Origin of the sequence: Mesorhizobium sp. M0898 (assembly GCF_040319695.1) — a bacterium.
Classification (GTDB): Bacteria; Pseudomonadota; Alphaproteobacteria; order Rhizobiales; family Rhizobiaceae; genus Mesorhizobium.
Genome location: NZ_JAMYOE010000007.1, coordinates 195,567 through 206,512, shown reverse-complemented (window position 1 = coordinate 206,512; position 10,946 = coordinate 195,567). Strand labels below are relative to the sequence as shown.

The window sequence follows — 10,946 nt, the reverse complement described above, 5'->3', positions numbered from 1 at the left end:
GATCGCATCCAGATCAGCAAAACCTATTCACTTCAACGACATAGACAGATGGGTGTTATGAAACAGGATTGTAGATGTGGCGCCACAGGGCGATGGCGACGCGTGCCTGAGCCAGCGAAGTAAACAGCGTCTCGTTGAGCAGTTCATCGCGTAGTCGGCCGTTGAAGCTCTCGATGAAGCCATTATCCGGCATGATGTTCTTGGTGCCATCGTTTGTTCCGTCGTCAGGTTCGTTAAGCTTGGCGCATCCGGGCCACGGGGCACCGGGAGCACGCAAATGCGGGCAGGCCGTCGTATGCAGATGAACTGCGAGTTCGAGCACATTATCTGGCCGCCCCTACGACTCGCCCGGATGCGCCGCGAGCACGGCTCCGTATTTGTCGTGTTGCCCGCTCGCTCCCTGTTCGTGACCAACGATGGAGGGAACCGTGCGTATTATCAGCATGGACATACACCGCGTAGCCGCCGAGGTCGTGTCATTGCTTGATGGCAAGATCGTCAAGCTCGGCCGCGTTGGGAGGAATGGCACCAGGTTCTAACGCAGGTTCGAGAGTGGCCGGTTGCGACGTTTCAGGAGCCGATTGGCACGCGGCTATGGCAAGTGCCGCGAAGCCAAGCGTTGCGTGCACATTCGGTGTGCCATCTTCTGATGCCCCGGCCGTCTTTGAATCTAGCGCAGGCCGACCATATCGCGCGTTTTCACAAGCTGTGTCTACGCAAAGGTAAGTCATAAGACAGCGGGTCGTCGAAGAACCCGCAGCGGTCGTGAGTGAATGCCTCCATTCGTCGCCCAAGTAGCGGCCTGGAGCGCCATTCGCGCGGCATCCGCTGGTTCATTAGGAGTTGAGCGGGAGGATCAGCAGTTGACCTTCCAGATCACATAGTGAGGCCGTTGCGACTGTATTCCTGAACCTTCGACAAACGAGTACACGCCGGTCGAACGGATTCACCAAGCTGCTGAATGAACGCTCTAGATGCATTCGACAGGCGTTTGACCGACGAAAGCTTAAGCCCCCCAAGATGCCGCGGCCTATTTCAAGTGCTGCGAGGCGAGTATGATCGACGTGTTGGTGCCAGGCTTCTGAATGATAATCACGACGATGATAGTCATTCTCGACGATACAAGAGTTGCTGCCACTTATTCGGACAGGAGCTACCGGTTCGATTGAACCGGTAGCGGTGAACGGAAGCGGCACAAACACCCTTCGGCCGCGATTTCGCCAATAGCAATACCGTAGAAACGTGCCACTTTGGCGTAGGATCTGCGCCCTCCGAAGGCAGAAGTTACAGGTTCAAATCCTGTCGGGTGCAGCATTGCACAGTTCGCTTGCCGACAACTATTCCTGCTGGAATTGACAGGGCCAATCTTCAGGCCTCGTCAAGCCAGAAGGCAACTCGGTCCGGGCGTCTCCGCAAGCCATGTTGAGCTGCCACTGGGACAGACCCGCCGAATTGGAAAGATCGACGCCCTCGATACGGGTCAGAAAGAAAAAGGCGCGGTCAAAGTTTATCGGCGCGGTGAACGTCGCTCCTCGGAAGTCCGCCCGTGCGAGATTGGCAAACGAGAAGCGGCTGCCGCTGATATCGGCGTCATGGAACTGCGCACGCCCCAATTCTGCCTTTGTGAAATCAACATTGGTCAGATTGGCGCCCTGGAAATTCGAGCGCTGTATTTCCGCGCTCGCAAACACAGCGCCCTGCGCGTCCATACGGCTGAAGTCGGTCCTGTAGGCCTCGATTCTGTCGAACCGGGCGCCTTTGGCGGTCGAGTCGGCCAGGGAAGCACGCACAAGCGTTGCCTTCTCAAGATTTGCCGCAAGGAGATTGCTGTTCCTGAGGTCGGTCGAAGTGAAATCAACACCGAACAGGTTCGCCCCGCTCAGGTCTTGTCCTTTTAGGATGAGAAGCTTCTTGTCACACTCGTGCCAATTGACGCCAGGCGTCGCGGGTGCGTCGCAATTGTGAGCAGCAGTGGCGTTCTGCCAAGCAAACACAGTGCAAACCGCTAGAACCAAGCCGGATGCGCCGTAAGCTCTGGTTCGCCTCAAAGTCATTGTTGCTGGACCTCTGCTACTCGCCGACACTCAACCTTACCACATCTGCTGACACACGAGCCACGGTGACCGCCGTCACAGTTAGCGCATTTCTCATATTCAAGCTTTGATGTTGATCAACCGATCAACCCGCGCGTAGGGCGCGATTTGCGAGCGCCTCCCCATATCATCGGCGGTCCAGCAGAGATTCATTCGTCACCGGCCAGGCGCATCATTCCGTAGGTATGCTTGACTAAGCCGAGGAGAGCGGTCGTTCAGGCTGGCGAAGTCCCTCCGCTCTGGACGTTTGTCTCGCTAGTTGGAGCCTGCTCGGATGCTGACCGCCACCGCCGCCGTCCGCTGCCGACAAGCGTGAATCCGCTTGGTTCCGCACCGATCGGTACTTCCCGACGGCGACGTTGACCCGGCACGGGGTGCTCGTCGCATATCCTGATTCCCCTGTCGCATGAACCCCACGAGTTCGCTTAGCGAAGCCGAAGTTGATCTCTGCCATCTCCCAGGTCGAAGCATCAACCCCGCATATTTGTGTCGTAAGCTGACGTGCCGCGAATACGCCTTTTTCGGTTGGCGGGCTTTATGGCGGACGCGCAACCTATTCTTGTATTTTTCTCAACGTAAACAATGTCGTATGGCGGCGGGGGAGGGATTCGAGCTCCGCGCTTGGAAAAGCGTCCCTCTCGTCTTCACCGTGCAGGCCGCTTACTCTGGGCGGCAGAGTGCCCTTCCGCGCTTCCCCAAACCTGCCGTGGGAAATGCCTTGCCGTTTTTTCCGGCGGGCTTTGATCAGATCGCGACTATTAGTGGTTTATGCTGGAACTGGTTGCGGAGGTTGGAGTCGGACCTATTTGCGCCGATTAAGAAGTCCCGTCAGCAAACGAACTCGGTTACAGCACTGTATCGGCGGTATCCCTCTACCGACTCGAACCGCGACCGTTTCTTAGGTCGCGCCTACCGTTTTGCACGCCCTCCCCTGCCCGGCCGTGGCGGAAGGTTGAACCAGTTGGGCGACTGCTAGGTTCCAGACTGAGTAAGGTCGGCTCGCTGAAAGCACGGCAGGTGGCATGCGGCACATGCGCGACAACGGCGGCGGAGGGTTTGAGAGGGCCGGAGCCCCGACAGCTTTCGGCAGTTCGAACGATATAGTCACACGGCCGAAATCGGGGCGCAAAGCTGCCATTAGGCACAAAAGATAACAAAAAGCATCGGCGATCGGCTGAAGCCGCTCCTTCTCTGTCTGCTGGCGAACCGCCTAACCGGGGCAGATTTCCGGGCGAAGGGGTTTGCAGGCGAGCGCGTTCGTGATTCACCCTATGCGTGACGCTACCACCGACTGATTCGTTTGAAGGCTGTCGCTCGTGGAACTCCGCGGGTTGGTTACTGCGCTGATCGGCGAAGTGCGCGATCCAAACATGGTTCGAAGTGGTCGATCGCAGGGCCGCGTCGCACGGTGCAGAAGGCCGTGCATCGTAGATTATGCGCAAACTGCAATCGCGCGCCTAGTCGGAACTCGCGCATCGAACAGTACATCACGTCTTCCGTCCCCAGCGCACCGGCGGCCTCCCCCACTCGCAATCCAAATAGACGTCTTTCAGCTGTTTGATTGGCATGTCAGCGTGAGCGAACGCGAGGTCCTGAGCGTCAGAAGCCGACAATGAAGCCGGACTGATTGCGATCAGCACGGTGCCGAGCGTCACAGGCGCGAGGGACTTAACAACCGACATGATCATTTTGAGATCCTCCCCAGCTCCCGTCGGTCAACATTCAGTCCTTGGGGTCGCAGGTGTAGTGCCGTTCGAAGGTCCCGTCCGCGCGCCGCTGCTTATCGAAGCCGCGATGTAAGGCTCGATCGCGCGCTCGTGGACCAGCCAAAGGGGATCTCGGCCGAGGCGTAGCCACTGCCGGCGGCCAACCGTTTCGGGATCGAGGCCGAAGCGATCCTGGTGCGCTCGATCGTCGTGCCGGCCGCGCCTGCCTCCGCATGACGGTTGGCGCGGCTTCGCAAATCGCACATGATTTCGTCACGTGAGATGCCGATGTCGCCAAGGACGTCATCGGGTAAACGGCTCAACTGGTCCGTTGCCGACAAGAGAGCTTTTCGCTCGGCGCGGAGGCGTAACCACCTGCGAAATGGACCAATGGCGGCAGCATGAATTATAACCATGATCAGATCGTCCCTTCATTGATCTGAATTGACCGGTACGGAACGGCGCGAACGGCACTCCGGGCGAGAGCGTCAGCCGTCCGCGAGGCAAATTAGGCGTAGTGGTCGATGGATTGGTTTTGCCGCGGCGTGCCCATACGGCGGGCGGTGGCTGGCCCCGGGCCACGCATGTAATAAAGCTCCGGGCGGTAGCGCGGCGCGACGAATTTGCGAAACCCCGCAGCAAGTTTTGTGACGGGAGCCAAGAATTTCATGACTGTTCCCTTTCCCTTCGCCGGCTTTCACACGAGCCGGCGGGCCTGACGTTGCAAAAAGGATATGACAGTCGAACCAGGCTCGGCTGTGGGAATTCCCACACCGGGGAAAACATTGGCGAAATCCGCTCCCAGTTTGCATCCCGGAAAGCGGGGCCTGCGGCCATCAAATTTCCTTGGATAGGGAGTAAGGTGAAGTACACTTGATTGAACAAGAGACCGTTGTGACAGGCTCTCTGGCCTTCATCTCGAGACTTTGCGATGCCGACCTCGCCGCGCTGACCAAACGGTGGCACGAGCGCCGCTATCGACACAACGAGCTAATCATTTCCCACGGCGACACTGGTCGCGATGTCTTCTTCCTGCTGGAAGGACGGGCTCGCGTGACACTGGTTTCAGCGGACGGCAGGGAGATAGCGTATCGCGATGTCGAACCGGGTGACATTTTCGGGGAGCTCGGAGGCATTGACGGGATTGCACGCTCTGCCAGCGTAGTCGCGCTGGAGGCAACCCGCGCTGCACGGCTGTCCGGCACAGCATTCCGGGATATCGTGATGACCCACCCGACTTTTGCCTGGATGCTGCTTGAGCATCTGTCTGCCCAGCTCCGGCGCATGACCGAGCGGGTATTCGAATACAGCACTCTGGTCGTGCGAAAACGGCTGATCGTCGAGCTCCTGCATCGGGCGGAGAAAGCCGCACTCGTGGACGGCGAGGTGTCCATAAGCCCGGCACCGACGCATTCCGAGCTGGCGGCAACGATGAGCACGCACAGGGAAGCGGTCTCGCGCGAAATGAGCGACCTCGCCAAGAGAGGCCTGATCGAAAAGCGCGGCAGCAGGTTATTGCTGCATGACGTCTCGGCACTACGGGCGCTGGTCGACAAGAAGGAATAGCGAAGGCTGTCGCTGCGGCGGGGGGCACCGCACGTTTCATACTCCTCGGCCGCAAGTGATTATTCCTTCCGGCAAACCGGGCAACCTGGCGTGCCAGCGCGCGGGGCTCCGGCCGCTACTTCGAGAACTTCTCGCCGGTGAACGGTCAGCTACTTTGCGAGGTGGCCGCTCGGATGCCCAGGACATCGAGGTGGCTCTGGACGCGGCACATGCCGCCAAGGACGCCTGGGGGCGCACCAGCGTTGCTGAGCGGTCATTCATCCTCAACCGCATCGCCGACCGCATGGAGGAGAACCTCGATCTTCTCGCATGCGCTGAAACATGGGACAACGGCAAGCCGATCCGTGAAATAACCGCCGCCGACCTGCCCTTGGCCATCGACCATTTCCGCTATTTCGCCGGCGCCTTGCGCGGCCAGGAAGGGAGCCTTTCGCAGATCGACGACGACACCGTCGCCTATCATTACCATGAGCCGCTCGGGGTGGTTGGCCAGATCATCCCCTGGACTTTTCCGCTGCTGATGGCATGCTGGAAGCTTGCTCCCGCGCTTGCGGCCGGCAACTGCGTCGTGCTGAAGCCTGCCGAGCAGACTCCGGCTGCCATCCTGCTGTGGGCCGACCTTGTTGGCGATCTGCTGCCGCCGGGCGTGCTCAACATCGTCAACGGCTTTGGTCTCGAGGCGGACAAGCCACTCGCGTCGTCGCCGCGCATTGCCAAGATCGCCCTTACCGGTGAGACCACGACGGGCCGGCTGATCATGCAATGGCAACCGTGCCTATCGCTTCGGCCGTGCGATCCAAGCCGGCCGCGTCTGGGCCAACTGCTACCACGCCTATCCCCCGCATGCGGCCTTCGGCGGCTACAAGCAGTCTGGCATCGGCCGCGAGACACACACGATGATGCTCGACCACTATCAGCAGAAGCCGAGGGGGATAACAGTGTCGCGCGGCTTCCTACTCCAGAACGAGCACGCCCTCCTCCTTGGCGGCCTCCTCAAAGGCCTTACCGACGTCGTCGGGTGACACTCGGTCCTGAAAGGCGTCGATGCAGGACCAGCGTCCACTTAGGCCCCCTCTTGGTCCACTTCATGAGTTCCTCGGCGGCACCCTCGACATGGCTAACCCCGTACCGGATGCCAGGTCTGTCGGTCCTGACGTAGACGGAGGGTTGAACCAATGGAGAGCCATACAGGAAATTTAGAGCGGCACAGGCCTGCCGACCAACGCAGGTTATAGGGAACGATGTAGGCCCTCGCGGGTTTAGAACTCGCAGCGGTCGGTTCTTCTCTTGGATGTGCAGCCGCTGTTGGGCGTCCGTCGTTTTCTCATGGGCGACGGGCCTCCTGGTTGCCATTGGGGGGAGTGACGTCCCCTCTTCTTTTGCAGCAGCCAGGAACGCCTTAGCAGCCATTTGAGGTGACACCTTATCGGCCAGTGCGGCCGTGCAGATTCGTACCGCAAGGCCCCACCGAGGACCCCGGTTAGTCCACTTCATGAGTTCCTCGGCCGCACCTTCGACGTGGCTGATCCCGACGCGGACACTTGGTTGGTCGGACCTGGCGTACACAGGAGGGGAGAACGAATGGCGAGACATAGAGGAAACTTAAAGCGGAACCAGCCTGCCGATCAACCCAGGTTGGAAGGGAACGATGTAGGCCCCTCGCGGGTTTAGGGGCGGCAGCGGGATTCTTCGTGATGTGCAGCCGCTGTGGGGGGGTCCGTCGCCTCTCCCTCAGCGGCGGCGGGCTCCTTTCGCCAAGGCGGTGCTGGTCAGAGAACCTTTACCGCATCCAAGTTAGCTAGTTGGGGGGAGTAATGTCCCCTCTCTCTTTTGCAGCAGCCAGGAATGCCTTGCGAGCCTCCTCAGGTTCCATCTCATCGAAAATCACGGCCATGCAAACACGCACCGCGAGGTCCCAGCAAGGGCCACGTTTGGTCCACTTCATCAGCTCCTCCCCGGCTGCCTCGGCGTTGTTGACGTTGCGGATGATCCCGGGACGCTCGGTCTTGACCGGAACCGGAGGGTTGAACCAGTGGCGGGCCATGCGGTCACTCTTTGTCGACCTTATCAAGTTCCTCCAGCAAATACCTTTGCTCAGCCGGCAGTTCCCGTTGTACAGGCAGATTCAGCAGGTTGCGAAGGTAATTGCGGATTACCTCTGACTATTGGAATTGGCGCAGGGCGGCGCGCCTCTGTCGCCATGCCACATGACTGAAGTTGGCTGACAGCTACTCGCGACCGTCGAAAGCCACGTAGAGGCCCATGGCCGTTGCTGCCTCGACTATCGCCTCGGTTAATTCTTCGTCGGAGGCCACCAAATAAGGCGCAGCCTCCCGCGCTTCGCGTAGCGCCGCATTTATCGAGACCGTGTCGCGACGGTCCGCCCTGTTGAGGAGTACAGTGATTGCTTGCTCTAGAAGCGGACCGACCCTTTGCGCGACGCTCATCCAGCCCTCCCCAGGGACACGCCGAAAGGGAATCTACTCACTTCCTGACCGACATCAACGCCATGTACGAATCGTACAAATTGGCACGGTGCTAGGCCGCAATAGTCAGGAATGTTTGGTTCAAAAATTCGTCCGGGTGATCGGATAATTGGGTCGCGCGAAGAGGTCCGGACGCCCCCGCGGTGCCAAGCACTGTTGCTTCGCCGTCGATGATTGCCCGCTTTGCGTTCAATTCAGCCGCAGCCCGGACGATTGGGCTGTATCTGTCGGTCCAGTCGAAGCCGTTTCGTGTGAAGGCCTGCACCTTACCCCGTTGGATGATCAACTGCGTGCGATACTCATCATATTTGATCTCGTGAAACCACCCTTGGCCCTTGGGCGGCTTCTCGACCAGGGTGGGCATTTGGGACTCAATAAATGACAGCCGGCCAACGCCAGGCTCGGGTGAGCATGCGCCCGCACTCCAGACATTACGATTTGAATCAATATCGCTGGTTCGAATCGGTTCCGAAACAAGGTGCACGCTGGCGGCGTTGGCATTTTCCACATATTAGCAATCCCTTGACTGTCGTCAAAGCCGCTCCAGAATCATGGGCATGGCTTGGGAAATTGCGGACATCAATATCGGCGATGAGGTGGCGATCACCGTGACGGTGCTGAAGCTGCTGGACGACGGAAGAGCTAGTGTCAGCATCCCCTCCTATGGTTTTCCGCATTCAGTCCCTGCTCCTAAAAGGTCCAAACCAGGTGACGAGCTACAGCTCACCGGCGAAGTCACGCGGGTCGACGAGGAAAATCGAAAGGTGACGGTGAAAGCTGGCGGGCTAATTACCGTGGATGCCGATACGATCACCGACTGGACGCCTGTTCGCCGCAAAAAGATGTCGCTTAGAGATGGGGCGGATTAGCGAACGCAGATCAAAGCATGGATTGCCGAGGATAATCCGCAAGGGCTGGCCGTCTTGCTCTGGTGCGCATGGCATCAAGGACACCTGCCGGCCGGCGTGCTGCCAATCGAGGAAGCTGCCTTGCCCAGGTGGCGCACTGTACGAAAATTACCAACTTCGTTAGCCGGGAACAAGCACTCTACATCGAACGTTTTTGCAAGACTGAACTCTCCTCCTCCGGCCTGGCTGTAGCGGCCCGCTGCTCTGTACGGGCAGCGGGCCTGAGGGGTCGCACATGCCGCAGCGCCTGCGTACCAATCGCACCTGCCTTAGTCCTCATGATTTGGCTATTTGCCAGCGCGTTTTCGATCGAATTTGCGCAGACGAAGACCTCGACCCTTTAAGCCAACAGGGCGAAATCCTGGCGGAAACGGTAGTGGCGACTTTTCGAAATGCTCACACTGACGAGAGCGAACTGCTGAAGGCAGTCAGGTCTCGTCGCCGAAATTGAGCAGCAAAATTTCACCCGGCAACCCGCTCCACAGTGTAGATAGTGTTCCGCGACCTGACGAGTGCCACGCGCACAGGCTCCTTAAAACGGTGCCCTTGCACGCACACCGCCCGAGTCTCGAACGCGACTCAATCCTCGTGATAGGTTCCCGCCATGTCTGATCATATTCTGCCCGGTCAAAAGAAGCCCAAGCTAATCGTCGTCGTGGCGTTCGATCGAGGCGAGGACGGCGAACTGTTTCCCGCCTTTGGTCCGGCCGATCAGCAAAGCGAGGAACGCGCCATTCGCACCGGTCAGGCGCTCGCAGGGAAGCACGTTGGTCATTTATTGGGTAACGCCGCTCTTGGCGATTCGCTCCTCGAAAGTCGGGGCCAAGCCCGACATGCTGAAGCACTGGGCAGCGTCCATCGCGGCGGCAGCTTCTGGCCAAGCGCATGCCTTCTGCCACTTGCCGACGTTTGATGTGGCGCAAAGGATCTGCAGAAGCTAACATAGCTTGTTCTTGGAGGCTGTCGTGCGTACGAGACGTTTCAGAAAGCCCGTCGTCGTTCAACCCGGCCGGATCGATCGCGACAGAGTTGTTGCGTCCGTATCCGACGCGGCCGAAGTTCTGCTGAGGGATTGGCCGAGGCCGGCGGGCAAGTCGCGGCTCGCCGCAATCGAAGCATGCCTTGCCGTAATCCGTGGAGAAAAACCACCAAGAATAGCGCGCCAGGCGTTCATCGCTGCTGCCAAGGAGGCCAGGATATTGCTCGCGGAAGAAATTTAGGCTTACCCAGCACCCTGAAGCACGGAGCGCTGCTGGATTCAGCGGCTTTGTTGCTTGTGGCATCGGCAGAGGGCGACGTATCGATGTAGTGCGATTTTATCGATATGATTCGATTGTGTGTCGAGGGCGACGATGTATCGGCTCGCCTGGTCGATCGCACATTGATCGACCTCTCCTGCCCGTCAGGATACGAGGACGTGAAGACGCAAGCCGTGCTGAAGCTTGTGTTGTGGCGTGAGCGGCGCTTACTGAACCGCGAAGCCAGGCAGCTCATTCCCAGCCAGGCCACCTAGACCATCTAGACCTGACGGCATGGCCCGAACGTCGTGCACTGTCAGGCTTTGCCCTTGCGCTTTGCTGGTGCTTTTTTCGGCGGCGTTTTGTCAACCGCCTTGCGGCCGAGACCGGCAGCTTTGGCAAGTGCAGACCGCTGAGCCGCATAGCTGGGCGCTACCATAGGATAGTCCCACGCCAAACCCCACTTGGCTCTGTACTCATCAGGTGTCATGCCAAGCAAGCCCAGGTGGCGCTTCATCGACTTGAACTTGCGCCCGTTCTCAAGGCTTATAATGTATTCGGGAAAGATCGACTTCTTAGGATTTACCGCGGGCGTAAGTATTGGCGATGGTGCAGCGACCGGCTCAGCCAGGCCAGACAACGCAGAATTGACACTGGCGATCAAATTCGGCAGATCCGCCACGGGCGTTGCGTTGCTCTGGACATAGGCTGCGACGATATCTGCTGTCATCCCCAGCAAATCAGCCCTTCGCTGCCCAATTGCTTCATCCATCAAAATCGTTCCCGTGTTGATCTCCGGCGTTCCTATTTGGAAAATTCGGCCTGCGCAATTGCAAACAACGATTATTTGACGCTAGATTACTCCAAGGCCGACTTTGCTGGTCATCCTCTGCGACATGCGTGTATGCGGCCAATTTCCCTTCAGGTGTAGCACCCTCATTCACCCGAA

Annotated in this window: 14 protein-coding genes and 2 pseudogenes; 6 read left to right on the top strand and 10 right to left on the bottom strand. The window is 58.9% G+C overall.

The window, feature by feature from the left end; all coding sequences use genetic code 11:
- Positions 1-67: 67 nt before the first annotated feature.
- From NKH90_RS11910 to NKH90_RS11890, 5 genes and pseudogenes are all read right to left on the bottom strand, one after another.
- Positions 68-184 (bottom strand): annotated as a pseudogene (locus tag NKH90_RS11910) (integrase core domain-containing protein); the annotation flags it as partial.
- 1,153 nt (positions 185-1,337) lie between these two features.
- Positions 1,338-2,054, bottom strand: coding sequence for a pentapeptide repeat-containing protein (locus tag NKH90_RS11905; protein ID WP_352775036.1), 717 nt, complete (start codon positions 2,052-2,054; stop codon positions 1,338-1,340).
- 1,526 nt (positions 2,055-3,580) lie between these two features.
- Entirely contained in the window at positions 3,581-3,781 is a 201-nt protein-coding gene (locus NKH90_RS11900; protein ID WP_352819495.1) for a hypothetical protein, read from the bottom strand.
- A 92-nt stretch (positions 3,782-3,873) separates the two neighbouring features.
- Positions 3,874-4,122: a hypothetical protein gene (locus tag NKH90_RS11895; RefSeq protein WP_352625530.1), complete on the bottom strand. Its 249-nt coding sequence runs from the start codon at positions 4,120-4,122 to the stop codon at positions 3,874-3,876.
- A gap of 185 nt (positions 4,123-4,307) precedes the next feature.
- Positions 4,308-4,469 (bottom strand): hypothetical protein, encoded by a 162-nt coding sequence (locus NKH90_RS11890; protein ID WP_167522729.1) that lies wholly within the window; start codon positions 4,467-4,469, stop codon positions 4,308-4,310.
- Between the two features lie 224 nt (positions 4,470-4,693).
- Between NKH90_RS11890 and NKH90_RS11885 the strand changes: the two genes are divergently transcribed.
- From NKH90_RS11885 to NKH90_RS34850, 3 genes and pseudogenes are all read left to right on the top strand, one after another.
- Positions 4,694-5,365 (top strand): Crp/Fnr family transcriptional regulator, encoded by a 672-nt coding sequence (locus NKH90_RS11885; protein ID WP_352819492.1) that lies wholly within the window; start codon positions 4,694-4,696, stop codon positions 5,363-5,365.
- Between the two features lie 107 nt (positions 5,366-5,472).
- Positions 5,473-6,131 (top strand): annotated as a pseudogene (gene adh / locus NKH90_RS11880) (aldehyde dehydrogenase); the annotation flags it as partial.
- A 28-nt stretch (positions 6,132-6,159) separates the two neighbouring features.
- Positions 6,160-6,387, top strand: coding sequence for an aldehyde dehydrogenase family protein (locus NKH90_RS34850; protein ID WP_502898828.1), 228 nt, complete (start codon positions 6,160-6,162; stop codon positions 6,385-6,387).
- Here NKH90_RS34850 and NKH90_RS11875 read toward each other — a convergent pair.
- The 4 genes from NKH90_RS11875 to NKH90_RS11860 all read right to left on the bottom strand — a co-directional run bounded on the left by NKH90_RS11875 (position 6,368) and on the right by NKH90_RS11860 (position 8,359).
- Positions 6,368-6,958: a DUF982 domain-containing protein gene (locus NKH90_RS11875; protein WP_352819490.1), complete on the bottom strand. Its 591-nt coding sequence runs from the start codon at positions 6,956-6,958 to the stop codon at positions 6,368-6,370. The genes NKH90_RS34850 and NKH90_RS11875 overlap by 20 nt on opposite strands.
- A 205-nt stretch (positions 6,959-7,163) precedes the next feature.
- Positions 7,164-7,409 (bottom strand): DUF982 domain-containing protein, encoded by a 246-nt coding sequence (locus tag NKH90_RS11870; RefSeq protein ID WP_352819488.1) that lies wholly within the window; start codon positions 7,407-7,409, stop codon positions 7,164-7,166.
- Positions 7,410-7,593: 184 nt separating this feature from the next.
- Positions 7,594-7,812, bottom strand: a complete 219-nt coding sequence (locus NKH90_RS11865; protein ID WP_352819486.1) for a hypothetical protein — start codon at positions 7,810-7,812, stop codon at positions 7,594-7,596.
- Between the two features lie 91 nt (positions 7,813-7,903).
- The gene (locus NKH90_RS11860) at positions 7,904-8,359 is read right to left on the bottom strand and encodes an ATP-dependent DNA ligase (RefSeq protein ID WP_352819484.1); all 456 of its coding nucleotides are present in this window, start codon (positions 8,357-8,359) and stop codon (positions 7,904-7,906) included.
- A gap of 49 nt (positions 8,360-8,408) precedes the next feature.
- Here NKH90_RS11860 and NKH90_RS11855 point away from each other — a divergent pair, with 49 nt between their 5' ends.
- The 3 genes from NKH90_RS11855 (at position 8,409) to NKH90_RS11845 (ending at position 9,979) form a co-directional block, all read left to right on the top strand.
- Positions 8,409-8,720, top strand: coding sequence for a hypothetical protein (locus NKH90_RS11855; RefSeq protein WP_352745756.1), 312 nt, complete (start codon positions 8,409-8,411; stop codon positions 8,718-8,720).
- Between the two features lie 643 nt (positions 8,721-9,363).
- A complete protein-coding gene (locus tag NKH90_RS11850; protein WP_352819482.1) occupies positions 9,364-9,672 on the top strand; it encodes a hypothetical protein in 309 nt (102 codons plus the stop codon).
- A gap of 52 nt (positions 9,673-9,724) precedes the next feature.
- On the top strand, positions 9,725-9,979 hold the full coding sequence (locus NKH90_RS11845) for a DUF982 domain-containing protein (protein WP_352473196.1): 255 nt from the start codon (positions 9,725-9,727) through the stop codon (positions 9,977-9,979).
- A gap of 334 nt (positions 9,980-10,313) precedes the next feature.
- Here NKH90_RS11845 and NKH90_RS11840 read toward each other — a convergent pair whose 3' ends face one another.
- Positions 10,314-10,769, bottom strand: a complete 456-nt coding sequence (locus tag NKH90_RS11840) for a Ros/MucR family transcriptional regulator (RefSeq protein ID WP_352775014.1) — start codon at positions 10,767-10,769, stop codon at positions 10,314-10,316.
- Positions 10,770-10,946 lie beyond the last annotated feature (177 nt).

Excerpts from the sequence above, each read along its gene's own strand:
- NKH90_RS11905 (WP_352775036.1), bottom strand. The coding sequence starts at position 2,054 with ATGACTTTGAGGCGAACCAGAGCTTACGGCGCATCCGGCTTGGTTCTA.
- NKH90_RS11900 (WP_352819495.1), bottom strand. The coding sequence starts at position 3,781 with ATGATCATGTCGGTTGTTAAGTCCCTCGCGCCTGTGACGCTCGGCACC.
- NKH90_RS11890 (WP_167522729.1), bottom strand. The coding sequence starts at position 4,469 with ATGAAATTCTTGGCTCCCGTCACAAAACTTGCTGCGGGGTTTCGCAAA.
- NKH90_RS11875 (WP_352819490.1), bottom strand. The coding sequence starts at position 6,958 with ATGTCTCGCCATTCGTTCTCCCCTCCTGTGTACGCCAGGTCCGACCAA.
- NKH90_RS11870 (WP_352819488.1), bottom strand. The coding sequence starts at position 7,409 with ATGGCCCGCCACTGGTTCAACCCTCCGGTTCCGGTCAAGACCGAGCGT.
- NKH90_RS11865 (WP_352819486.1), bottom strand. The coding sequence starts at position 7,812 with ATGAGCGTCGCGCAAAGGGTCGGTCCGCTTCTAGAGCAAGCAATCACT.
- NKH90_RS11855 (WP_352745756.1), top strand. The coding sequence starts at position 8,409 with ATGGCTTGGGAAATTGCGGACATCAATATCGGCGATGAGGTGGCGATC.
- NKH90_RS11850 (WP_352819482.1), top strand. The coding sequence starts at position 9,364 with ATGTCTGATCATATTCTGCCCGGTCAAAAGAAGCCCAAGCTAATCGTC.
- NKH90_RS11840 (WP_352775014.1), bottom strand. The coding sequence starts at position 10,769 with ATGGATGAAGCAATTGGGCAGCGAAGGGCTGATTTGCTGGGGATGACA.